At 73.1% G+C, this 24,036-nt stretch carries 15 protein-coding genes and 1 pseudogene; all 16 read left to right on the top strand.

The window, feature by feature from the left end:
- The first annotated feature begins 6 nt into the window (after positions 1 to 6).
- Positions 7 to 1,914, top strand: a complete 1,908-nt coding sequence (gene asnB / locus ACIHFE_RS25275) for an asparagine synthase (glutamine-hydrolyzing) (protein WP_400109896.1) — start codon at positions 7 to 9, stop codon at positions 1,912 to 1,914.
- Positions 1,911 to 9,623, top strand: coding sequence for an amino acid adenylation domain-containing protein (locus ACIHFE_RS25270; protein WP_400109894.1), 7,713 nt, complete (start codon positions 1,911 to 1,913; stop codon positions 9,621 to 9,623). Before asnB ends, ACIHFE_RS25270 begins: the two co-directional genes overlap by 4 nt.
- Positions 9,624 to 9,637: 14 nt before the next feature.
- A complete protein-coding gene (locus ACIHFE_RS25265; protein ID WP_400109893.1) occupies positions 9,638 to 12,109 on the top strand; it encodes an AMP-binding protein in 2,472 nt (823 codons plus the stop codon).
- Positions 12,106 to 13,125, top strand: a complete 1,020-nt coding sequence (locus tag ACIHFE_RS25260; protein ID WP_400109891.1) for a TauD/TfdA family dioxygenase — start codon at positions 12,106 to 12,108, stop codon at positions 13,123 to 13,125. The genes ACIHFE_RS25265 and ACIHFE_RS25260 overlap by 4 nt, the downstream gene beginning before the upstream one ends.
- Positions 13,122 to 14,423: a hypothetical protein gene (locus ACIHFE_RS25255; protein WP_400109889.1), complete on the top strand. Its 1,302-nt coding sequence runs from the start codon at positions 13,122 to 13,124 to the stop codon at positions 14,421 to 14,423. The genes ACIHFE_RS25260 and ACIHFE_RS25255 overlap by 4 nt, the downstream gene beginning before the upstream one ends.
- Positions 14,420 to 14,623 (top strand): annotated as a pseudogene (locus ACIHFE_RS25250) (MbtH family protein); the annotation flags it as partial. The gene ACIHFE_RS25255 and the pseudogene ACIHFE_RS25250, both read left to right, overlap by 4 nt.
- Positions 14,624 to 15,023: 400 nt before the next feature.
- On the top strand, positions 15,024 to 16,163 hold the full coding sequence (locus ACIHFE_RS25245) for a glycosyltransferase family 9 protein (protein WP_400109887.1): 1,140 nt from the start codon (positions 15,024 to 15,026) through the stop codon (positions 16,161 to 16,163).
- Positions 16,160 to 17,788 (top strand): carbamoyltransferase C-terminal domain-containing protein, encoded by a 1,629-nt coding sequence (locus ACIHFE_RS25240; RefSeq protein WP_400109886.1) that lies wholly within the window; start codon positions 16,160 to 16,162, stop codon positions 17,786 to 17,788. The genes ACIHFE_RS25245 and ACIHFE_RS25240 overlap by 4 nt, the downstream gene beginning before the upstream one ends.
- Positions 17,785 to 18,021 carry a phosphopantetheine-binding protein gene (locus ACIHFE_RS25235; RefSeq protein ID WP_400109884.1) on the top strand — a complete coding sequence of 79 codons (237 nt, stop codon included), beginning with the start codon at positions 17,785 to 17,787 and terminating at the stop codon, positions 18,019 to 18,021. Before ACIHFE_RS25240 ends, ACIHFE_RS25235 begins: the two co-directional genes overlap by 4 nt.
- Positions 18,022 to 18,026: 5 nt before the next feature.
- Positions 18,027 to 19,490: a D-glycero-beta-D-manno-heptose 1-phosphate adenylyltransferase gene (gene rfaE2, locus ACIHFE_RS25230; protein ID WP_400109882.1), complete on the top strand. Its 1,464-nt coding sequence runs from the start codon at positions 18,027 to 18,029 to the stop codon at positions 19,488 to 19,490.
- Positions 19,490 to 20,764, top strand: a complete 1,275-nt coding sequence (locus ACIHFE_RS25225) for a coproporphyrinogen-III oxidase family protein (RefSeq protein ID WP_400109881.1) — start codon at positions 19,490 to 19,492, stop codon at positions 20,762 to 20,764. The genes rfaE2 and ACIHFE_RS25225 overlap by 1 nt, the downstream gene beginning before the upstream one ends.
- Before the next feature lie 21 nt (positions 20,765 to 20,785).
- Positions 20,786 to 21,688 (top strand): aspartyl/asparaginyl beta-hydroxylase domain-containing protein, encoded by a 903-nt coding sequence (locus ACIHFE_RS25220; RefSeq protein WP_400109879.1) that lies wholly within the window; start codon positions 20,786 to 20,788, stop codon positions 21,686 to 21,688.
- An 87-nt stretch (positions 21,689 to 21,775) separates the two neighbouring features.
- Positions 21,776 to 22,144 (top strand): bleomycin resistance protein, encoded by a 369-nt coding sequence (locus ACIHFE_RS25215; RefSeq protein ID WP_400109877.1) that lies wholly within the window; start codon positions 21,776 to 21,778, stop codon positions 22,142 to 22,144.
- 37 nt (positions 22,145 to 22,181) lie between these two features.
- Positions 22,182 to 22,730, top strand: a complete 549-nt coding sequence (locus ACIHFE_RS25210; RefSeq protein ID WP_400109875.1) for an ankyrin repeat domain-containing protein — start codon at positions 22,182 to 22,184, stop codon at positions 22,728 to 22,730.
- Positions 22,727 to 23,116, top strand: coding sequence for a DUF5990 family protein (locus ACIHFE_RS25205; protein ID WP_400109874.1), 390 nt, complete (start codon positions 22,727 to 22,729; stop codon positions 23,114 to 23,116). Before ACIHFE_RS25210 ends, ACIHFE_RS25205 begins: the two co-directional genes overlap by 4 nt.
- On the top strand, positions 23,109 to 23,999 hold the full coding sequence (locus ACIHFE_RS25200) for a GNAT family N-acetyltransferase (RefSeq protein WP_400109872.1): 891 nt from the start codon (positions 23,109 to 23,111) through the stop codon (positions 23,997 to 23,999). The genes ACIHFE_RS25205 and ACIHFE_RS25200 overlap by 8 nt, the downstream gene beginning before the upstream one ends.
- Positions 24,000 to 24,036 lie beyond the last annotated feature (37 nt).

Here is a 24,036-nt window from a genome sequence, read left to right as displayed (position 1 = left end):
GGCAATATGTGCGGCATCGTCGCGATCCACTCCGCCGACGGCGGCCTCGACGGCAGCGAACTCGCGGCGCCCATGGCCGAGTTACGGCCACGTGGCCCCGACGGCGAGGGCACCTGGGTGTCGCCCGCCGGCCGTGCCGCGCTCGGCCACACCCGCCTCGCCGTGATCGCCCCCGCCGCCGGGCACCAGCCGGTCGCGGGCCCGCACGGTGCCGTACAGCTCGTCGCCAACGGCGAGTTCTACGGCTACCGGGAGATCCGCCGCGAACTCGAGTCCGCCGGCTGCCGCTTCCGCACCGGCAGCGACAGCGAGATCGCCCTGCACCTCTACCTGCGCGACGGCGGCGAGCGGGCCCTGGAACGGCTGCGCGGGGAGTTCGCGTTTGTGCTCTGGGACGAGCGCCACGACACCCTCTTCGCCTCCCGCGACCGCTTCGGCGTCAAGCCGCTCTACTACACCGAGCGGGGCGGACGGCTGTATGTGGCCTCGGAGATCAAGGCCCTGCTCGCCTGCGGCGCCCCCACCCGCTGGGACACCGCCGCCTTCGCCGCCCACCTCCAGCTCGGCCTGCCCACCGACCGCACCCTCTTCACCGGCATCCGGCAACTCCCGCCCGGCTGCTCCCTGACCGCCGATGTGAACGGCGTCCGTATCGCGCCCTACTGGGACCTCGACTACCCGCCCGGCGACGAACTCGCCACGGGAAGCTTGCGGCCCGAGGAGCATCTGGCCGCCGTCCGCGAGCAGTTCGAGGAGGCCGTACGGCTTCGCACCGTCGCCGATGTGCCGCTCGCCTGCCACCTCAGCGGCGGCATCGACTCCACCGCTGTTGCCGCCTGCGCCGCACACCACACCGGCCCCGGCGGCATCACCGCCTTCACCGTCCGCTTCGACGACCCCGCCTACGACGAGAGCCCCGTCGCCCGCCGCACCGCCGCCGCACTCGGCATCGCCCACCGCGAAGTCCCCTCCGAACGCGCCCGGTTCGCCGACCACCTGCGCGACGTCGTACGGGCCGGCGAGATGGTCCAGGAGAACGCGCACGGCATCGCCCGCCACCTGCACAGCGCACACATCAAGAAGGAGGGGTTCACCGCCGTCCTCGCGGGGGAGGGCGGCGACGAACTGTTCCTCGGCTACCCCCAGTTCCGCAAGGATCTCGCCCTCAGCCTCTCCGGCGAGGCCCGGGCCCGCGCCGCCCGCGGCTACGCCCGGCTCGACGGGGTGCTGCCCGCGTACCTGCGCGGCCTCCTCGGCACCCTCGGCTTTCTGCCCACCTGGATCGTCGACCGCCACCTCACCGTCGTCCAGCCCCTCACCGCACTGCTGCGCCCGGAGTTCGCCGCCGAACTCGCCGCAGCCGACGCCGCCGCGCCTCTCCTCGCCGACGGGGCCGCACGGATCGACGGACGTGCCCCCGTGCACCAGGCCGCCTATCTCTTCGCCAAGAGCCGCCTGCCCGGCTACCTCCTCGCCGCCGAACGCCTCGACGCGGCACAGGCCGTCGAGGTCCGGATGCCCTTCTTCGACCACCACCTTTTTGATGTCGTCCGCCACACCCCGCTGGCCTGGTACGACCGGGACGGCGCCGGCAAATACCCACTGCGGGCCGCCCTGCACGACCGGCTCCCGCGCGAGGTCGCCGAAGGCGCCAAACGGGGATTCTTCGCACCCCCCGTCGTCGACGACGACAGCATGCTCGCCGCCCTGCGCGAGCACACCGACGACGCCGCGCTGCGCGACAACCCCTTCTTCGAACCCCACGCCGTGCGCACCCTGCTGGACCGGCTCGCCGACGCGCCACCGGGCCGCAGGGCCACCGGAGAGAACCTGCTGCAACTCGTCGCCGGCACGGTGGCGTTGGCCGAGGAGTTCGGCCTCACCACCGCACAGGGGGAAGGGAAGCCACGGTGACCGACACCGACCGGGACGAGCTGGCCGCCCGCATCGACGCTCTCTCTCCCGAACGCCGCGCGGCCTTCGAGGAGATCCTGCGTACCCGGACCACCCGCCAGGGTTCGTCCCTTCGTCCTCGCGGCGACGCGGAGCCCCCGCCCTCGTACGGCCAGGAACGCATGTGGCTGCTCGCCGGCCTGCTGCCCTCCGCCTACAACTACGGCACCGCTCTGCGCCTCCGTGGCCCGTTGTCCCTCACCGCCCTGCGCGGCGCGCTGCGCGGCATCGTCCGCCGCCATGAAGTCCTGCGCACCACCTTCCGGCTCGACGGCGACCGCCTCACCCAGGTTGTCCACCCCCCGGCCGACGTCCCCGTCCGCCTCGTCGACCTCACCGGGCGGCCCGACGACACCGCGCGGCTGATGCGCGAGGAGGCCCGCCGCCCCTTCGACCTGGCCCAGGGGCCCCTGCTGCGGGTCACCCTCTTCCGGCTGGCCCCGCAGGAGCACGTCGCCCTGCTCGCCGTCCACCATGCCGTCACCGACGGCTGGTCGAACGGCATCCTGCTCGAGGAACTCGTCGTGAGCTACCGGGACTTGCGCGCCGGGCGGCCGGACAGCACGCCTCCGCCGCCCGTCCAGTACGGCGACTACGCGCACTGGCAGCGCAGCCGGCTGGGCGGAGCAGAGCTGTCGGCCCTCGAGGCGTACTGGTCCGACGCTCTGCGCGAACTGCCCCGTACCGACCTGCCCACCGACCGGCCCCGCCCCGCCGCCCGGCGTGGCGAGGGCGCCAACCACACCCTGCTGCTGCCGCGCGGACTGACCGAGGAGCTCGATCAATTGCGGCACCGCGAGGGCGGGTCGACGTTTATGCTCGTCCTGACCGCCCTGCTCGTCGTCCTGCGCCGCACCGGCCGTCAGGACGACCTCGCCCTCGGCACCCTCGTCGCCGGCCGCACCAGGCCCGAACTCGAGCGCCTCATCGGCTACTTCGTCAACGTCCTGCTGCTGCGCTTCGAGACCGACGGACGGGCTTCGTTCCGCGACCTGTGGCGCCACGTCCGCGAACGGCTCGTCGACGCCTACGCCCACCAGGAACTGCCCCTGGAGAAGGCCCTCGAGCTCCTGCCCGCCGACCGTTCCAATGCCGCCGAACCGCCCGTGAACGTGGTGTGCGTGGCCCACCGCCCCGCCCCCGCCGTCACCCTGCCCGGGCTGGACGTCACAGCCGAGAACGTCGACCTCGGCACCGCGCAGTTCGACCTCGTCGTCGAAGTGCGCGAGCGCAGCGAGGGGCTGCAGATCGCCTTCCAGTACGACCGCGATCTCTTCGACGACACCACCGTGTCCCTGCTCGCCGGCCAGCTGCGCGCCGTCCTCGCACAGGCCGCCGCCGATCCCGCCGTGCCCTGCGGGCTCCTGCCCGCCCCGCCCGTACCCGCACCCCTCTCCGCCCCGGGCGACTCCGCCACCGTGCACGGCCTGTTCGAGGCCCGCGCCGTCAAGACACCTGACGCGGTGGCCCTTGTCGAGGGCGACCAGCGGATCACCTGCCGCGCCCTCAACGCCCGCGCCAACCGGCTCGCCCGCCATCTGCGCGCCCTCGGCGTCCGTGCCGAGGACCGGGTTGCTCTGCGGCTCCCGCGCGGCACCGACGCCGTGACCGCAGCCCTCGCCGTCCTCAAGGCCGGCGCTGCCTACGTCCCCCTCGACCCCGACCACCCCGCCGAGCGGCTGGACGCGATCCTCGCCGACGCCCGGCCCGCCGTGGTCGTCACCCCCGCCTTCCTGCGCGACGAGGCCGCCGCCGTGGCCCGGCAGCCGGGCCACGACCTGAATCTCCCCGTGCACCCCGACAACCTCGCCTATCTCGTGCACACTTCCGGATCCACCGGCACCCCGAAGGGCGTCATGGGCCTGCACCGGGGCACGGTCAACCGGATCGAGTGGATGAGCGCCGCCCACCCCTTCGCGGCCGGGGACGTCGCCGTGGCCCGTACCGCACCCGGCTTCGTCGATGCCGTCTGGGAGCTCTTCGGCCCGTTGTCGGCCGGTGTCCCTCTCGTCCTGCTGCCCGCCGACGAGGCCCGGGACCCCGCCCAGTTGACCGCCGCCCTCGAACGGCACCGGGTCAGCCGCATGGTGACCGTGCCCTCGCTGCTGACCATGCTGATGGACGAAGACGTCAACCTCGATGAGAGGCTGGCCTGTCTGCGTACCTGGATCACCAGCGGCGAACCCCTCCACCCCGAGCTCGCCCGGCGCTTCCACGCCCGCCTGCCCGGCCGTACCCTGCTCAACCTCTACGGCTCCTCCGAGACCGCCGCCGACGCCACCGCCGCCCTCGTCACGCCCGAAACCGCCCTTCTGGCACGCTGCCCCGTCGGCACCCCCCTCACCGGCGTCAGCGCCCGCGTCCTCGACCCTCAACTCCGGCCGCTGCCCGCGCTGATGCCCGGTGAGCTCCATGCCGGAGGCGCCTGCGTGGCCCGTGGCTACCACGCCCGCCCGGGGGCGACCGCCGCCGTCTTCCTGCCCGATCCCTACGGGCCGCCCGGCGCCCGGGCGGTCCGCACGGGCGACCTCGCCCGCCAGCGCGCCGACGGGCGGCTGGAACTCCTGGGCCGCGTGGACCGGCAGGTGCAGATCCGCGGCCACCGCGTGGAGCCGGCCGAGGTCGAACGGGCCCTGCTGGCCCACTCCGGCGTCCGCTCCGCCGCCGTCATCGCCAACCCCGATGCCACGGGGCTGTGGGCCTACGTACAGCCCGGCCCGGCCTTGCGCGAAGCTCCCGCGCCGGAAGCCGAATTGACCGCCTTCCTGCGCCGCAGCCTCCCTGCTCACCTCGTACCCACCTCCTTCACCCTCCTCGACGCCCTGCCCGTCACCGCCCACGGCAAGACCGACCACCTCCGCCTGCCCGCACCCGACCCGGGCGCCGCCCGCGCCGCCTTCGTCGCGCCGCGGACCGCCTCCGAGACCGCGGTCGCCGAGGTCTTCGCCGAACTCCTCGGCCTGGACGGCCCACTCGGCGCCCACGACGACTTCTTCCTCCTCGGCGGCCACTCCCTGCTCGCCGCCCGCGCGGCAGCCGCACTGCGCACCCGGTGCGGGGTGCGGCTCGGGCTGCGCGACGTCTTCGAGGCCCCCACCGTCGCCGCACTGGGCACCCGGATCGACGACGCCCGTCCCGAAGCCCCGGAAGAACGGGCCGCGCTTACGCCCGATCCCGCCGCACGGCACGAGCCCTTCCCCCTCACCGACGTCCAACAGGCCTACTACGTCGGCCGGGAGGACGGCTTCGCGCTCGGCGGCGTCTCCACCCACGCCTACCTGGAGATCGCGGCCCCCGGGCTCGACACCGACCGGTTCACGCACGCACTGCGCGGCGTGATCGACCGCCACCCCATGCTGCGCGCGGTGATCGGCCCCGACGGCCTCCAGCGCGTACTGCCCGACGTCCCGCCGTACCAGCCTGCCGTACGCGACCTGCGCACCCTGGACGAGAACGGGCAGCGCCGCGAACGCGACGCGCTGCGACGGGAGATGTCCCACCAGGTGCTGCCCGCCGACCGCTGGCCGCTGTTCGATGTGCGCGTCTCGCTCGGCATCGACGGCGCCCTGCTGCACATCGGCGTGGACGCACTGGTCTGCGACGCCCACAGCTTCGGCCTCGTCATGACCGAGCTCGCCGCCCGCTACGCCGACCCCGCCTGGACGTTCCCGCCTCTGACCGCGACCTTCCGGGACTACGTCCTGCATCAGCAGGCACTCCGCGCGTCCGCCGGGCACGAGACGGCCGAACGGTACTGGCGCGAGCGCCTGCCCGGCCTGCCGCCCGGCCCCGAACTCCCCCTGGCTGTCCCAGCCGAGGGTCCCCCGCACTTCGTACGCCGCTCGGGCCGCCTTGACGCCACCCGCTGGGCTGCCGTCAAGGAGCGTGCCCGCCGCGCCGGGCTCAGCCCCTCCGGCGTACTGCTGGCCGCGTTCGCCGAAGTGATCACCGCCTGGAGCGCCCGCCCCCGCTACTCGCTGATGCTCACCGTCTTCGACCGCCCGCCCGTGCACCCCGAAATCGGCGCCGTCGTCGGCGACTTCACCTCCCTGTCCCTGCTCGAGGTCGACCACAGCCGGCCCGGCGACTTCACTGTTCGGGCCCGCAGGCTCCAGAGCCGCCTCTGGGAGGACCTGGACCACTCCGCCGTCAGCGGAGTGACCGTCATGCGCGAGTGGGCCCAGCACCACGACGCCCCGCCCCGCCCGGTCACCCCCGTCGTCTTCACCTCCAACCTGCCCGTCGTCGGCGACACCGCCCCCGACGCCGCCCTGCCCCTGGGCGAACCGGCCCATGGCGTCAGCCAGACCCCGCAGGTCCAGCTCGACCACCAAGTCGCCGAGGACCACGGCGCCCTGGTCTTCAACTGGGACGCCGTCGAGGACCTGTTCGCACCCGGCGTCCTCGACGCCATGTTCGCCGCCTACACCGACGCGCTGAACCGCCTCGCGACCGATCCCACCGCCTGGCAGCGCCCCGGCAGCCCCGAACTGCCCGCAGCCCAAGCGGAAGTGCGCAAGCGCATCGCGGCGACCGAGGCACCCCTGCCGACCCGGCTGCTGCACGAGGCGGTCGGCGACGCAGCCCGCCGCCACCCCGAACTGACCGCGCTCGTCGACGGTGACATCCGCCTCACATACCGCCAACTCACCGGGCACGCCCGGCGCATCGGCCGTACGCTGCGCCGCCTGGGCGCGCGCCCCGGGCAGCTCGTCGCCGTCGTGGCCCGCAAGGGGTGGCAGCAGGCCGTTGCCGCCCTCGGCGTCCTGGAGTCCGGGGCGGCGTTCCTGCCGCTCGACCCCGAGCAGCCCGCAGAACGGCTCGTCCGCCTCATGCGCCGTGGCGAGGCCGAGCTCGTCCTCACCGAACAGGCGCTGCTCGACACCCTTGCCGTGCCCGTCGGCGTCACCGTGCTCGCCGTCGACGACGACACCGCACTCGACCCCGGCACCGGCCCCCTGGAATCCGCCCAGGGCCTCACCGACCTCGCCTACACCATCTTCACCTCGGGCTCCACCGGCGAACCCAAGGGCGTTATGATCGACCACCTTGGCGCCGCCAACACCCTGGAATGCGTCAACCGCCGCTTCTCCGTCGGACCCGGCGACGCCGTTCTCGCGGTCTCCTCGCTCAGTTTCGACCTCGCGATCTACGACCTGTTCGGCGTGCTCGCCGCCGGAGGCACCGTCGTCCTCCCCGACCACGAGCGCCGCCGCGACCCCGGTCACTGGGCCGGCCTGATACGCCGCGAACACATCACCCTGTGGAACTCCGTCCCCGCCCTCGGCACCCTCCTCACCGAATACGCCGAGGCCCTGGCCCCCGACGCCCTGCGCACCCTGCGGGCGGTGCTGTTCAGCGGCGACTGGATACCCCTCGCCCTGCCCGACCGCATCCGCGCACGCTGTGCCCCCGGCGCCACGGTCATGAGCCTCGGCGGCGCCACCGAGGGCTCCATCTGGTCCGTCTGGTACGAGATCAGTGCGGTGGACGAGCGATGGAGCAGCATCCCCTACGGCACCCCCCTCGACAACCAGGGCCTCGCTGTCCTCGACGACCGGCTGTACCCCCGTCCCGACTGGGTCCCCGGCGAGCTCCACATCAGCGGCACCGGCGTCGCCCGCGGCTACTGGCGCGACCCCGAACAGACCGCCCACCGCTTCGTCACCGACCCCGCCACCGGACAACTCCTCTACCGCACCGGGGACTTCGCCCGTCACCTGCCCGACGGCACCCTCGAGTTCCTGGGCCGGCAGGACGACCAGGTCAAGGTCAGCGGATTCCGGGTCGAACTCGGCGAGATCGAGGCCGTACTGGAGCGGCTGCCCGGCGTCACCTCCGGCGCCGTCATCGCCGTCGGCGCGCCCCGGGGCGAGAAGCGCCTCGTGGCCTTCGCCGTCACGGACGAAGCCGACACCCCCGACGCCCTCCGGCAGGCCCTCGCCGCCCGCCTGCCCGCCTACATGGTCCCCGCCACGCTACGGCTCCTCGACCGGCTGCCGCTGACCTCCAACGGCAAGGTCGACCGCGCCGCGCTCCAACACCTCGTATCCGCACGGGAGTCCGACCGCCCCGCAGCGCCGTCCGCCACCCCCGTACCCGACTGGCTAGCGGAGCTGTGGTGCGAGCTCCTGGGTGTGGCCGAGGCCGACCCCGACGCGGGGTTCTTCGCCCTCGGCGGCACCTCACGCGTGGCGATCACCCTCATCACCCGCATCGAGTCCCGCCTCGCCCTCCGGGTGCCCCTCGCCCGGCTCTTCGACGCCCGCACCCTCGGCGGCCTCGCCACGACGATCACCGAACTGTCCGCGCAGGACAGGGAGTCGAAAGCCCCGGCCCCGGCCCCGGCCGTCGACCCCGCCTCCCGCCACGAGCCGTTCCCGCTCACCGACATCCAGCAGGCCTACTGGCTCGGCCGCCACGCCGCCCTCTCCCTCGGCGGCGTCGCCACCCACACCTACCTGGAACTCGACGTCGAGGACCTCGACCCCGCCCGCCTCGAAGCCGCTGTCCGCCGCCTGATCGACCGCCACGACGCCCTCCGGCTCGTCGTCCGCCCCGACGGACTGCAACAGGTGCTCCGCGACGTGCCGCCCTATGTCCTCGCCCACACCGACCTGCGCGGCAGGGCGGACGCACAGGACCAACTGGACCGGGTACGCGACCAGATGTCCCACGAGGTACGGGACTCCTCCGCCTGGCCGCTGTTCGACCTGCGCACCCACCGCCTGGACGAGGTCCGCACCCGCCTCCACCTGAGCCTGGACCTGCTCGCCGCCGACGCCCACAGCGTCCACATCCTCACCCGCGAACTCCTCGCCCTCTACCACGACCCGGACACCCAACTGCCGCCGTTGGGATGCTCCTTCCGCGACTACGTCCTCGCACTCCGCGCCCACGGCGCGGGCGAGCCGCGCGAGCGCGCCCTCGCCTACTGGCGCGACCGGCTGCCCGATCTGCCCCCGCCTCCGGAACTGCCGCTCCTGCGCCGCCCCGAGGAACTGGCCGCGCCCCGGTTCGCCCGGCTCTCCACCCGCCTCGCACCCGACGCCTGGGACCGGCTGCGGCGCGGCTCCGCCGCCGCCGACGTCACCCCCGCCGCACTGATCTGCACCGCCTTCGGCGACGTGCTCGCCCAATGGAGCGGCGAACCCCGCTTCACCCTCAACCTCACCACCTTCCACCGCCCGCCCCTGCTCCCCGGAGTCGAGAACATCGTCGGCGACTTCACCAGCACGACCCTGCTCGCCGTCGACGGCGAGGGTGACACCCTCCACGACCGGTCCCGCCGCCTCCAGGAACGCATCTGGCAGGACCTCGAACACCGCGTCGTCAGCGGCGTCGAGGTCCTGCGCATGCTGCGACGGGACCGGGGCACCCCCGACGCCGCCCGGATGCCCGTCGTCTTCACCAGCGCCCTCCGCCCCGCCGAACCCACAAACACCGCCGCGCCCGCCTGGCGGGTCCGGCCCGTCCACGCCATCAGCCAGACCCCGCAGGTGCTGCTCGACCACCAGGTGAGCGAGAACGACGGCCACTTGGTGTGCACATGGGACTACGTCGCGGACGCATTCCCGCCAGGACTGATCGAGGCCATGTTCGGGGCCTTCGAGGCGCTCCTCGCCTCGCTCGCCGCCGACGACGAGAAGACGGGAGGTGGACCGGTTTGAACAGCGCCCGGCCCATGTCGACGCTGCTCCCCGCCGACCAGCGCGAGCTGCTGCGGGCGATGAACGCCCGTACCGCGCCGGTGCCCGAGCACACCCTCGCCGCCCAACTGGCGGATGCGGCACGCCAGTACGCAGCCGAACCTGCTCTCATCGCCCCGGGCATGACGCTGAGCCATGCCGAACTGGACGCCCGTGTGGCCGCCGTCGCCGCCCGCCTCACCGCAGCAGGCGTCGCCCCCGGCGACCGCGTCGCCCTCGCCGTCGAGTACGGCGCGGAACAGGTCGTCGGCGCACTGGCCGCGCTCCGGGCCGGTGCCGTGTGCCTGCCCGTCGACCCCGGCGCGGCCCGGCCCGTGCGCTGGGAACGCGTCGACCGGGCGAAGGCCGCGGCCGTCCTCACCCAGTCCTGGCTGGCCGAGCGCATCGACTGGCCGTCCGGCACGCAGCTCGTGCCCGTCGACGGACCTCAACCTCTCGCATCTGCCCGGACCTTGGGCTCCGCGGCCGATCCCGCCTACGAGCTGGACACCGCCGTCAGTCACCGGGCCGTTGCCACCGCCGCCCTCGAGGTCAACCGCGCCTTCGCCGTCGGCCCCGGCGACCGGCTGCTCGCCCTCTCGCCCGCCGGCTCTCCCCTCGCCCTCTACGACCTGTTCGGCCCGCTCCTCGCCGGGGCCGCTGTCGTCCTCGTCCAGGACATCGACCTGCGCACCCCTCGCGCCCTCGACGACGCCCTGCGCACCCACGGCGTCACCGTCTGGAACTCGCCGCCCGCGCTCCTCGGCCTGCTGCTCGACCACCTTGCCGAGCGCGGCGCCACGCTCCCGGAGTCGCTGAGGCTGCTGCTGCTCAGCGGCGAACGCCTCGACCCCGCCTTCGTCCGCCGGCTGCGCGCGGCCGCTCCGCACGGGCCGACTGTTGCCCACCTCGCCGCGGCCACCCCGTCCGGGCCCTGGACCACCTGTATGGAGGTCGGTGAACTCGTCGCCGAATGGCGCTCGGTGCCCATCGGCGCCCCCCTGCCCAACCAGCGCGTCCACATCCTCTCCGAGGCCATGAAGCCCTGCCCGGTCTGGGTCGCCGGCCGCGTCCACCACGGCGGCGTCGCCGCCGAACAGGGCGGCCACGAGACCGTCGCCCACCCCGAGACCGGTGAAACGCTCGTCCGCGGCAGCCAGTTCGCCCGGCTGCTGCCCGAGGGCGTGATCGATATCGTCGGGGACGAGCGAGCCCAGGTCACCGTGCGCGGGCGCCGGCTGAACCTCCAGGACACCGAGTCCGCCCTCACCCTGCACGAGGCAGTACATTCCGCGGTCGTCGTGCCCGTGAGGGAGGGGCAGGAGTCCCTGGCGAGCGTACGGTTGCAGCCCGGCGCCACGGCCGGCCCCGACGAACTCCTCGCCCACCTGCGGCGCAAGGTGTCCCCGTATCTCCTGCCCGGCCGTATCGAGATCGTCGACGCCCTACCGCTGACCTCCGACGGACGCGTGGACCGGGACCGTATCGCCGCCGAGGCCACGGTCCCCGCGCCGCCTGCCACACCCACGGCCGCGCCGTCCACGCGCGGCGAGGACGAACTGCTCGCCGCGGTCACGCGCGTGACCTGCCGGGTCCTCGGACTCAGCGCTGTCGAACCGCACATGAACCTGCTGGACGCCGGGGCCACCTCCATGGAGCTCGTCCGCCTGGCCACCGCCCTCGAGGAGGAGCTCGGCATCGACACCGATATCGAGGAGCTGCTCGGCTTCCCCTCCGTCGCCGTGATCGTCGGCAAGCACCTCGGCGGACAGCGCTCGACTGCACAAGCGGCGTTGATCACTGGCATCGGTGCTCGCCAAGCGTTCAAGGACGCCCACCACGGCACCCGGCACGCGTACGACGACACCGAAGGCATCCCCCTGACCGGCCCCGACGACCACCGGCTCGTCGCACGCCGCAGCCACCGCCGCTTCGCCCCCGACCCCGTTCCGCTGTCCGAAGTCGCGCAGCTCCTCGGTGCACTGCGCGAACTCCGTCAGGACGGCGAGGCCAAGTACGGTTATCCATCCGCCGGTTCGGCCTACCCCGTGCAGACCTATCTGCTCGTCCACGGTGACGACCGCGTCACCGGGCTCCCCGCCGGCAGCTACTACCACCACCCCGCCCGCAACCGCCTCGTGAGCATCGACCCCGCCGCCACTCTGGACGCCACCGCCCACGCCGAGATCAACCGGGCCGTCTTCCAGCAAGCGGCCTTCTCCCTCCACCTGATCGCCGCGATGGACGCCATCACCCCGCTCTACGCCGAACTCTCCTGGGACTTCACCATCTTCGAGGCCGGTGCGATGACCCAGCTGCTGATGGAGACCGCCGCCACGACCGGACTCGGCCTGTGCCCCGTCGGCACCATGGACCCCGCCCCGCTGCGGGACCTCTTCGCCCTCGGTGACCAGCACCGGTTCGTCCACGCCCTCCTCGGCGGCCGGCCCCGTACGGAGGCACCATGAACCGCCGTTTCCCGCTTGCCGGCCGTCGCCGCACCGTCGATGCCCGCAGTGCTTCCTGGATGGCACCCACGGGCGACCCCGGGCTGCCGCTGGAGGCCGCCGCCACCCGCGAGGGCGTCGACCCGGCCGAATGGGCCCGCACCCACCCGGACACGGTCGACGGCTGGCTGCACCGCTACGGCGCCGTCCTGTTCCGGGGCGCCTGCACCGGCCTGGACACCTTCGGCGAGGCCGTGCAGGCGCTCGCGGGGACGCCCGAGGCTTACGTGGAACGCTCCACGCCGCGCACCGAACTCGGTCACCGCCTCTACTCGGCCACCGACCACCCCGCGGACCAGGCCATCGCCCTGCACAACGAGAACTCGTATCAACTCGGTTTCCCCGCACGGCTCGTGTTCGGCTGCCTGACCCCCGCCCGTACCGGAGGTGCCACCCCGCTCGCCGACACCCGGCGCGTCCTGGCCCGGCTCGAGCCGTCCGTCGTCGCCGCGTTCGCCGAGCGCGGGGTGCTCTACCAGCGCAACTACGGCGACGGCCTCGGCGTGCGCTGGCAGGACGCCTTCGGCACCGCGGACAAGGCCGCCGTCGCCGCGTACTGCGCCGCACGCGGCATCGACGTCATATGGAAGCCCGACGGCGGGCTGCGCACCACCCAGGTCCGCCCCGCCCTCGCCGTCCACCCCGTCACGGGGGAGCGGGTGTGGTTCAACCACGCCGCGTTCTTCCATATCTCCGGCCATCCGCCCGCGTTTCGGGAGGCCCTGCTCGCCCAGTTCGCCGAACGGGACCTGCCGAGCAACACCTACTACGGCGACGGCAGCCCCATCGAACCCTCCGTGCTGGAGCACCTGCGTGCTGCCTACGCCGCCGAACGCGTGGCCCGCCCGTGGCAGACCGGCGACGTGCTGCTCGTCGACAACCTCCTTGCCGCGCACGGCCGGGAGCCCTTCACCGGCGAACGCCGCGTCGTGGTCGGCATGGCGCGGCCCCTGACCTGGGAGGAGGTGCGCGCATGACCGCCACTTTCGTCCAGCGCGGACTGTGGCCGTACGCCCGCGACGCCGTGCAGGTGCGGGGCCTGCGACTCACCGGGCACATCGACGAGGAACGGCTCACCGCCGCCGTACGGCAGGTCACCGCCGCCCTGCCCGTCCTCGCCGCCGAACTCACCGACGGCGAACTGGGCATGGGCTCGTACGCCCCCGACCCCGCCGACGTCGACCTGCGCGGCGTCGCCCCGGCCGGGCGCGATGCCGCCTGCGTCGCCCTGCTGCGCGCCGACCGCGACCGGCCCGCCCCCTGCGGCCACCGCGCCCGCTTCCACCTCGTACGCCTCCATGACGACGAGGTCGTGCTCGCGCTCACCGCGCACTCCCTCCTCCTCGACACACAGTCCCTCTACGCCGTCCTGGGCGCCGTCTGCCAGGCCTACGCGGGCCGTTTCCGGCCCGAGCAGTACCGGGACGTCACCGCCCTCCTCGACCTCGACCCCCTGACCGACCGGGCCCGCGACTCCCGGCGCCGCTGGTGGAACCGCCGCCTGGACGCCCTGCCCGCCCCGTCGGCCGCCGTTGGGGGCGGCAGGGCCACCGAGACCCACCGGCTGCGCATCCCCGGTGCGCTCTGGCGCGACCTCACCGGACAGGACGGGCCGCTCGGCGGCGCCGGCTCCCTGCCCGTCATGGCCCTGGCCGCCTGGTGCCTGCGCGCCCCGGACGCAACCGGCCCGACCGCCTTCGCCACCATCGTGGACTTGCGTGAGCACCTCCAACTCGGGTCGGCCATAGGTCCGTTCACGGACCGCCTCGTCTTCTGGGCCGACCTCGGCGACATGACGGCGCCCTCCTTCCGCGACGTCCTGCTGCGCACCCAGGCCGGATTCCTCGACGCCGTCGTGCACTACCTCCCGTACGGCGAAGTGGTCGAACTCGGTCGCGCCCTGGGCCGCATCACCCCGCCCAGGACCGCCGCCCACTGGAACGTGGCACTCAGCTTCTGCCGTCACCCGCCGACCAGCGCCGCCACCCGCGGCGAACGCACCCTGGCCGAACGGGGCCTGTCGATCGAGCTGTTCCGCGAGGCCGACCTGCTCGGCGCCGCCACACCCGTCCCCGCGAGCCGCTGGGACGGCACGGCCCTCGACCTGTCCCTCGGCGAACTCGGCGACGACATCGTCCTCGTCCTCGACGCGGACCCCCGCCACGGCCCCGCACCGGACCTGCTGGAACGCATGGACCACCTGCTCCGGGCCGCAGCCGCCGACCCGGACGCCCCCCTGCCCGCCCATACCGCCACCCCGAGGAGCCACCTATGACCGCACCCGCCGCCGAGTCCACCTACCACGTCGTCGTCAACGACGAGGAGCAGTACTCGATCTGGCTCACCGAACAGGAGATCCCCGCCGGCTGGCACGCCATCGGCGTCTCCGGGACCCAGGACGAGTGCCTGCGCCACATCGATGAGGTATGGACCGATATGCGCCCCCGCAGCCTGCGCGAGGCCATGCGCGCCGCGGAGAACGCGGAGCCCGCCCCGGCGCCCGAACCCGCCGAGGAGGAACCGAGCCTGGTGGACCGGCTGTGCGCCGGGGACCAGCCGGTCGAGATCGTCCTGCGCCCGGAGCGCACAGCGGAGGCCCTGCGCCAGGCAGTTGAGCGCGGCTATGTCTTCGTCCGCTTCACCTCCACCCGGGGCGGGACGGAACTGGGCGTGCGCGTCGACCCGGAGGAGACCACGACGACCGCGGCCGAGCTCCGTCTGGCGGGAGACCTCACCCTCGACTTCGAGCCGGTCCGGTGCCGCGCCCGGATCGACCTGACCGCGTTCACGGGCCAGGGCCGCCTGGAGCGCGTGACCGTATGACCGGGTCCGGCCGTCGCACCGAAGGCCGTCGCACCGAAGGGAGGGCACCCGCGTGAGCACCGCCCGCATCGCCGTCTTCGCCGACCTCCGAGCCCCCGGGCTCGGCGACCTCCTCCAGCGCAACATCGGCCTCGCCCTGATCCGCCGGGCCCACCCCGCGGCCGTCCTCACCCTCGTCGTGGGCGAGGACCTCGCCTCCCGCCACGGCCGGACCCTCACCGACCACACCCTCGCCGACAACCTGCTCACCTGCCCCGGCGAACCAGGCGAACCCGACGACGCCTTCCTCCGCACCCTCGCCGGGCGCGGCTTCGCCCTCTGCGTCGTCGACCCGGACAGCGCCGGCCTGCACGCCGGCCATGCCCGGGCCGCCGGCATCCCGCACCGCATCGGCCTCCCGCAGGGCCGGCCCGGCGACGAGCACATCACCCACCCCATCCGCCTGCCACGCCCCCTGTGGGGCGCCCCGGACCTGTACGAGTACGCCGTCGGCCTGGCGGGTGCCCTCGGCCTGCCCGACCGCCCCCGCCCCGAGGACGTCCTGCCCGAACTCCCGCGCCGCCACGGCACGGTGGCCCCCACGGCAGACCTGCCCCGCCCGCTGGTCGCGGTCCACCCCGGAGGCGCCCCGCACTGGAACCGGCGCTGGCCGCACGAGCACTACGCCCGCCTCTGCACCCTCCTCGCGGCCGAGCACTCCGCCTCCTTCTGCCTCCTCGGCGACGCCGCCGAGCGCCCCGAACTCGGCCTGCTCCGCGATGCCGTGCTGGCGCGGCACCCCCGGGCCGTCGTCCGCGTCGAGGCCGGCGCCGGCCTCGAACGGGCCGTGAGCATCCTGGCCGACGCCGATCTGCTCGTCGGCAACGACTCGGCCCCGGCACACATCGCCGCCGCCGTCCGCACCCCGACCGTCGTCCTGTACGGGCCCACCGGCACCGAATACCTCTGGGCGCGGATCTACCCGCACCACACCGGCGTCTCCCTGCGATGGCCGTGCGCGCGACTGCACCACGCGCCGGACCGCCTCGCCGACCGGCGGTGCGCGCACGACTGCGTCCTGCCCTACCGGGGCCCGGCCGGCCCGTACCCGCGCTGTCTGGCCGAACTCCCGGTGGAACGCGTCCGGTCGGCGGTGCGGGACCGGCTGCGGACGGTGCGGCCCCACCCCGCGACGATCAGGAGTACCCCATGAGCGCCGACCCGTCCGCGGTGCGGACCATCCTGTCCATCAACTTCAACCATGACGGCTCCGGCGTGCTGTTACGGGAGGGACGGGTCGCCGGATACGTCACCACCGAGCGTCTCTCCCGCCTCAAGAAACACCCCGGCCTGCGCGAGGAGGACCTCGACGAACTGCTCGACCAGGCAGGGGCCGTCCTCGCCGACGTCGACCACGTCATGCTCTGCAACCTGCACAACATGGACACCCCTGACGTGGCCCGCCTGCATGGCTCGGACCTCAAGGACACCTGGGCGGAGTTCTGGGTCAACCAGCGCAACGACGAGGTCAGCATCCGGGGCCGCCGTATCCCCTGCACCGTCAACCCCGACCACCACCTCATCCACGCGGCGACCGCCTACTACACCTCCGGCTTCGACTCGTCGATGGCCGTGGCCATCGACCCCACCGGCTGCCGCGCCTTCGCGGGCAAGGGCAGCCGCCTCTACCCGCTGCGCCGCGACCTCGACGCCTGGTTCAACGCCAACATCGGCTACTGCTATGTCGCCGACCTGATGTTCGGCTCCAGCATCGTCGGCGCCGGCAAGGTGATGGGCCTCGCCCCCTACGGCAGGCCGGACGGCCCCGGCGAGGATGTACCCGACACCGTCCGCGACTTCGCCGCCCTCGTGGCCCTGGCCGACCGGCACCCGCGCATCGTGGAGGTCGACGGGCGCCCGCTCAACGCCACCCTCGCCCACTACATCCAGCTCGGCCTGGAACGCCAGGTGACGGCCGTCCTCGCCGACCTCGGCCCCCTGTGCGCCCGCAACGGCATCGAGCCGAACATCTGCCTCTCCGGCGGCACCGCGCTCAACGCCATAGCCACCCAACTGGCCTTCGAGGTCTCTGACTTCGAGCGCCTGCACTTCCACCCCGCCTGCGGCGACGACGGCACCGCCATCGGCGCGGCGCTGTGGTACTGGCACCACGTCCTGGACAACCCCAGGCTCCACCACACCAACGCCGAGCTGATGTACTCCGTCCGCGAGTACCCCGACCACGCCGTCCGCCGGGCCGTCGACGCCCACGCGGCCGATCTGGCCGTCGAGGCGGTCGGCGACTACATCGACAAGGCAGCCGAACTCGTCGCCGGGGGAGCCGTGATCGGCTGGTACGACGGCGCCGGCGAGGTCGGGCCGCGGGCGCTCGGCCACCGCAGCATCGTCGCCGACCCCCGCGACCCGCATATGCGCGACCGGCTCAACTCACAGGTGAAGTTCCGTGAGCACTTCCGGCCGTTCGCGCCGTCCGTCCTCAAGGAACGCGCCGCCGAATGGTTCGGTCTCTCCGACAGCCCCTTTATGCTGCGGGCCACACCCGTCCTCAAGCCGGGCGTGCCCGCCATCACCCACGTCGACGGCACGTCCAGGATCCAGACCGTCGACCGGCGCGACACCCCCGCCTACCACGACCTCATCCGCGCCTTCGAGGAGCGCACGGGCGTACCGATGGTCCTCAACACCAGCCTGAACACCAAGGGCGAACCGATCGTCGAGACCCCCGAGGACGCCATCCGTACCCTGCTGGGTTCGCGCCTCGACTACCTCGTCCTGCCCGGCCGGATCCTCAGCAGCCGTACGGGGGCGCACACATGAGCCACCCTCTCGAGCAGGAGATCGCCGCAATCTGGGCCGACGTCCTCGGCCTCGAACGGGTCGGCCCCCAGGACGACTTCACCGACCTGGGCGGCAACTCCCTCCACGCCATGAGGATCATCAGCAGCGTGGAGGAGCTCATCGACGCCGAGTTGTCCCTCCGCGTCCTGCTGGAGACCCGGACCGTTGCCGGCATGGCCGAGCGCATCGACGCGATGCGGGCGGGGGAGTGAGGCCCGTGCACACCGACCTCTCCGCCCTCCTCGACCGGATCGCCGGACTGCGCGTCCTCGTCATCGGCGATGTCATCCTCGACACCTATGTGCGGGGCGCCACCTCCGGCCTGTGCCGCGAGTCGCCCGTACCCGCCGTCACCCTGACCTCCGTACGCCACCAGTGCGGAGGGGCCGCCAACGTCGCCGTCAACCTGCGCGCGCTCGGCGCCGAGCCGGTGCTGCTCTCCGCGGTGGGCGACGACCCGGGCGGCCGACGGTTGTTGGACGCCCTGCGAGCGGAGGGCGTCGGTACGGACCTCGTCCGCGTACAGGCCCGCAGGACCACCGTCACCAAACGCCGGGTTCTGGCCGATGGACAGATGCTGCTCCGCCTCGACGAAGGCGCCGCCGCTCACCCCCTTGACTTCGCCGAGGTCGCCGCATCCCTCCTGCCCACCGTCGACGCGGTCATCGTCTCCGACTACGGCTACGGCGTCTGGCAGTCCTCCGGCGTCGAGTGGCTCGCCGCACACCGCGAGCAGGGCCCGCCCACGCTGGTCGTCGACTCCCGGCGGCCCGAACGCTTCACCGCGCTGCGCGCCAGCGCCGTCAAGCCCAACTACCAGGAGGCCCTGCGCCTTCTCGACACCACCGCACCGGCCCCCGGCACGCCGTGGCCCGCGTCCCTCGGCGACACACTGCTGCGGCTGACGGGAGCCGAACGGGTCGCCCTCACCCTGGACGCCGACGGCTCGATGCTGTTCGAGCACGGCCGGCCACCGGTCCGTACCTTCGCACGCGGCCGGCGGGCCCCGCTCGCCTCCGCGACCGTCGGCGCGGGCGACATCTTCACCGCCGCCCTCACCCTCGCCCTGACGGCCGGCGCGGACTCGGGCGTCGCGGCCGAACTCGCCTCCGCCGCCGCGGGTACCGCCGTCGGCACCCCCGGCACCGGCACCTGCGACGCCGCCGAGCTGCGGCGGCTGTTCGGCGGCACCGACAAGGTCCGTACGCCGGGCTCGCTCCCCGGCAGGCTCCTCGACCCCGCCACCCGCGACGGCCGTGTCGTCTTCACCAACGGCTGCTTCGACCTCCTCCACGGCGGCCATGTCTCCTGCCTGAGCCGGGCCAAGGAGCTGGGTGACCTGCTCGTGGTCGGCGTCAACACCGACGCGAGCGTCCGCCGCCTCAAGGGCCCCCGCCGCCCCGTCATCCCCCTCGCCGAGCGCATGCGCGTCCTCGCCGCCCTGAGCTGCGTCGACTTCGTCGTGCCCTTCGACGACGACAGCCCCCGCGCCCTCATCGAGACCCTGCGCCCCGAGGTGTACGTCAAGGGCGGCGACTACACCCTCGAGACCCTGCCCGAGGCACCCCTCGTGCAACGTCTGGGCGGCGTCGTCCACTTGCTGCCCAGCGTCCCCGACACCTCGACCACCGACATCATCCGGCGCATCCACGCGCTGTCCCGCGCAGGAGAGGGGGAGTGATGAACCACCCCATGGGACCACGGCAGTTGCTTACCGCTATCCGCGAGGCCCTGGGGGACGAGCGCGACCCCCGCCTCGCCCTCTACATCCACATCCCCTTCTGCTCGTCGAAGTGCCACTTCTGCGACTGGGTCACCGACATCCCGGTCCGGCGCCTGCGCAGCGGAGCCGAGGAGCGCTCGCCCTATGTGACCGCCCTGTGCGACCAGATCCGCTTCTATGGGCCCCAGCTCACCCGGCTCGGCTACCGCCCCGAGGTCATGTACTGGGGCGGCGGCACCCCCACCCGCCTCACCCCCGCCGAACTCACCGCCGTTCACCGTGCTTTGGACGACGCCTTCGACCTGTCGTCGCTCCGCCAGTGGTCGGTGGAGACCACGCCCAACGACCTCGACCCCGTCACCCTCGAGACCCTGCGCGGCCTCGGCGTCTCCCGGATGAGCGTCGGCGTGCAGTCCCTCAACCCGTACCAGCTGCGCAAGGCCGGCCGCGCCCACTCGCGCGAACAGGCCCTGGCCGCCGTCCCCCTGCTCCGGGCCGCCGGCATCGACGAGTTCAACGTGGACCTGATCTCGAGCTTCCCCGGCGAGGACCCCGCCTCCTTCGAGGAGACCCTGCGCGCCGTCCTCGCACTCGACCCTCCGCACGTCTCCGTCTACCCCTACCGCGCGACCCCGAAGACCGTCATGGCCATGCAACTCGACCGCGAATTCGTCGAGGCCCAGGACCGGCACAGCATGATCGACGCCTATGAGCTGGCCATGGACGTCCTGGGCGCGGCCGGCTACCACGAGTACTGCCACGGGTACTGGGTGCGCGACGCGTGCCACGAGGACCAGGACGGCAACTACAAGTACGACCTGGCCGGCGACAAGATCGGCTTCGGCAGCGGAGCCGAGTCCGTCATCGGCCACCACCTGCTGTGGAACGAGAACGAGAAATACGCCCGATACCTGCTCGCCCCGCGCGAGTTCACCTTCGCCCACCGCTTCACCGCCGACGATCCGGAGCGGCTCACCGCCCCCGTCGGCGGCGCTCTGATGACCAGGGAAGGGGTCGACTTCGCCCGCTTCCGCAGGCTGACCGGACTGGACTTCGCCGAGGTCCGTGCCACCCCGTACGTCCGCCGCTGGTTCGACCTGCTCGAGCAGTGCGGCGGCCGCTTCGTCGAGACCCCGTACAGCCTCCGGCTGGACCGCGCCACCATCCACCGTGCCTACATCACCCACCTCGCCCACACCATGGCCCACGGTCTGCCCCCCGAACGCGCCTGATCCCGGCCCGAGGAGCTGCCCATGACCCGCAGGTCCAGCGAAGTCCGTACCCACTACAGTGAGTTGATCAATGCTCTGCAGGCGGAGGGCGACCACGACGCCGCGCGCCGGTGCGCCAGGCTCGCCGTGGAACAGGGCGTCTGGCGCCACCCGGCACAGCGGCCCGTGCACTATGTGCCCTCGATCCCGCCGCGCCCCGTCCACGACCCCGCCGCCTTCTGGTTCACCGCTCACCTGGAGGAGAACTTCGCGGCCATGCGCGCCGAGCTCGACCGCGTCACCGACCCCGCTCGGCAGGGCTTCCTGCCGGTCGAGGAACGGCTGCTGGGTGCGGGCCGGTGGGAGCAGGTCACCTTCTACGAGGCCGGCCAGCGCTTCGACGACGCCTGCTCCCGCTTCCCGGTCACCGCCGCCGTGATCGAGGCGATCCCGGAGGCCTCGTACGCCGGCTCGGGCGTTGTCACCCTCTCCTGGCTGTACCCGGGGACGCACATCGTGCCCCACTGCGGGGGCACCAACACCCGGCTCCGGGCCCACCTGGGCCTGAAGGTGCCCGAGGGGCCCGTCCTGCGTGTGGGGGAGGAGCGGCTGCACTGGGAGGAGGGCCGCTGCCTCGTCTTCGACGACTCCTTCGAACACGAGGTCCGGCACGAGGGAACCGAGCCCCGCGTGGTGCTCCTCATGGACGTCACCCATCCCGAACTCGACGACTCACTGCGCGACGCGATCCTCGCCGACCGGGCCTCCTTCGCCGACCGTGTGGTGGGCTTTATGAACAAGCAGGGCATCAGCAGGATCGAAATCAACCAGGATGCGGTCAGGCTCTATGCGGACCCGAACACGACAAGTCTGATCCACCGCCATCTGCGCGAAGTCGGCGCGTCCTCAGTCGAGTTGAAGGAGGGACGCCTGTGCTACGATTAAAAAATTGATCAATGCGGGGTATTGATTTCCCCGGAAATTCCGAAATCCTGAAAGCTCGAAAGTTCGAAAGCTCGAAAGGGTGCCGTCGTGACGAAATTCTCGGGTGCTGTCCCCGTCCTGACCGCCGTCGATGTCCCGGCGAATGTCTCCTTCTGGGTGAACACACTCGGCTTCCGGAAGGATTTCGGCGACGGGGATTTCGCCGGGGTGAGCCGGGGGGACGTACGGCTCTACATCAGCCGCACCGAGCACCAGATCGTCGCCGACAACACCTCCGCCTGGATCGAGGTCACGGACCCCGACGCCCTGCACACGGAATGGGCCGCGGAGGTCTCCACCGACTACGCGAACGCCTCCGGCCCGGCCATGACACAGGTCGGCGACTCCCCGGCGGGCCGCGAGTTCGCCGTCCGCGACCCCGCCGGGAACTGTGTCCACTTCGCCGCGGCGGAATGACGACGCGGAATGACGACAGGGATGAGGAGCAGCAGCCATGGCACAGAGCACGGGACGGCCGACGCTCACCGAAGCCGCCAGGGACGGTGACCTGACGGCCCTGCGCGCCGCGCTCGCCGCCGGCGCCGACCCGGCGGCCCGGGACGCCGACGACTGGAGCGCCCTGGACTGGGCAGCGGGCCGGGGCGACGCCGAGGCCGTACGGGCCCTGCTGGCGGCCGGAGCCGAACCCGGCGCCACGGGCCGCGAGGCCCGCACCCCGTACGAGATCGCCGTGGCCGCCGGCCACCGCGACGCGGCCCGGGAACTGCGCGCCGCCGAGGACGCCGGCCACAACCCCCCGCCGCCGCGCACCTGGGAACCGTACTGCCGGGCCTACCCGCAGCCCGAACTCGCCGCATATCCTGGCTGGCCCGGTGAGGAGGGGGAGGACGGCATGCTGTACCTCCACCACGACCTCACCGTCACCCGCTTCATCTGGCACGGCGAGGACGTGGTGTTCGACGCCGTGACGCCCGAGTGGGAGCGGTTCTGCCGCGACGAACTCGGCTTCTCCGCCCCCGACGACTTCGACTTGATGCCATGACCACGACCGTACGCATCCTCCTCACCGCCCCCGACCTGCCCGGCGACGGCGGCGAGAGCGGACTCCAGGACAAGACCGGAGCGCTGCTGCCCGGACGGCCCGGCCCGGGCGCCACCACGCGCTACGAGCTCGACGTCCCCCTGCGCACCGCCTCCGGGACCACCGACTTCTCCGGGCCGTATGTGCACGGCACGCGCGGCGAGCGGTTCCTCTACCTCGGCCGCCGCGATCCCTCCGGCACGGGCTGGGCCCGCCGCTGCAAGGTCATGCTGCCCGCCGCGGCCCCGGCCGACGGCAGCCTCTCGGCGACCGTCACCGATGTGAGCGCCAGCCGCGCCCGGCTCACCGACGACGGCTGGAAGGCGGGGGAGCGGGCCCATGACTGACGGCACCTTACGCACGGACCGCCTGCGCCTGACTCCGCTGGACCCGGACGCCGACGCCGCATCCCTTCACCGCGCCTATGGCGATCACGAGGTAATGCGGTGGTGGAACAGACCGGCCTGCGCCGACCCGGCCGAGACCGCGCGCCACCTCGCCGAATGCACCGGCCAGGAGGACGCCCGGCTGTGGACGGTCAGGACGGCGGACGGCGAGGCCGTGGGCATGGCAGGACTGCTCGGCGAGATCGAAGTACCGGGACTCACCTGGCTGTTGTGCAAGGACGCCTGGGGCCACGGCTATGCGACGGAGGCCGCCGCGGCCGTGGCCGGCCACGCCCTCGGCCCCCTCGGCCTGGACCGCGTGGAGGCCTGGATCGAGGCCACCAACCGCCGCTCCCGCGCCGTGGCCGCACGCATCGGCCTCACCGAACGCGGCCGCCTCGCCCAGCACTACGCCCACCGCGACCGCCCGCACGAAGTGGTCGTCCTGGGCCGGTCCCGGACGGAGGAGCCCACGACGACCCTGGCCGTGGTCACCGACCTGCCGGTGCAGGACGTGTCCGCCACGCTCGCGCTCCTGCGCACGGCCCTCGGCGCCCGCAGCGCCTTCGTCCTCGGCGACCCGCCGTTCCTCGCCGAGGCCGTCCTCGGCCCCTGGAGCACCGGCCCCCGGATCCGGATCGAGGCCGCGGAACACCGGCCCGCCGCCGTCCGCCTCCGGCTCGACGTGGCCACCGACGCTGCGCCCGTCCACCGCAGGGCGGTCGACGCCGGCGCTCGAGTCGACGGCCGGCCGGTCCAACAGCCCTGGGGACGGAGCGAATTCGTCATCCGGCTCCCCGAAGGCCACGAACTCACCGTGTCCGCACCGTCCGTTCCTTCCTGACCGAGAGCACCTCCCGCCCCGACCGAGGAGACGCACC

This window comes from Streptomyces sp. NPDC052396 (assembly GCF_044593195.1).
In the GTDB taxonomy this organism is placed as follows: Bacteria; Actinomycetota; Actinomycetes; order Streptomycetales; family Streptomycetaceae; genus Streptomyces.
Note: the sequence above shows the minus strand (reverse complement) of the source record. Positions and strands in the feature narration are given on the sequence as shown.

Coding starts and splice junctions, on each gene's coding strand:
- asnB (WP_400109896.1), top strand. CDS start 7: ATGTGCGGCATCGTCGCGATCCACTCCGCCGACGGCGGCCTCGACGGC.
- ACIHFE_RS25265 (WP_400109893.1), top strand. CDS start 9,638: ATGTCGACGCTGCTCCCCGCCGACCAGCGCGAGCTGCTGCGGGCGATG.
- ACIHFE_RS25260 (WP_400109891.1), top strand. CDS start 12,106: ATGAACCGCCGTTTCCCGCTTGCCGGCCGTCGCCGCACCGTCGATGCC.
- ACIHFE_RS25255 (WP_400109889.1), top strand. CDS start 13,122: ATGACCGCCACTTTCGTCCAGCGCGGACTGTGGCCGTACGCCCGCGAC.
- ACIHFE_RS25240 (WP_400109886.1), top strand. CDS start 16,160: ATGAGCGCCGACCCGTCCGCGGTGCGGACCATCCTGTCCATCAACTTC.
- ACIHFE_RS25235 (WP_400109884.1), top strand. CDS start 17,785: ATGAGCCACCCTCTCGAGCAGGAGATCGCCGCAATCTGGGCCGACGTC.
- ACIHFE_RS25225 (WP_400109881.1), top strand. CDS start 19,490: ATGAACCACCCCATGGGACCACGGCAGTTGCTTACCGCTATCCGCGAG.
- ACIHFE_RS25220 (WP_400109879.1), top strand. CDS start 20,786: ATGACCCGCAGGTCCAGCGAAGTCCGTACCCACTACAGTGAGTTGATC.
- ACIHFE_RS25210 (WP_400109875.1), top strand. CDS start 22,182: ATGGCACAGAGCACGGGACGGCCGACGCTCACCGAAGCCGCCAGGGAC.
- ACIHFE_RS25205 (WP_400109874.1), top strand. CDS start 22,727: ATGACCACGACCGTACGCATCCTCCTCACCGCCCCCGACCTGCCCGGC.
- ACIHFE_RS25200 (WP_400109872.1), top strand. CDS start 23,109: ATGACTGACGGCACCTTACGCACGGACCGCCTGCGCCTGACTCCGCTG.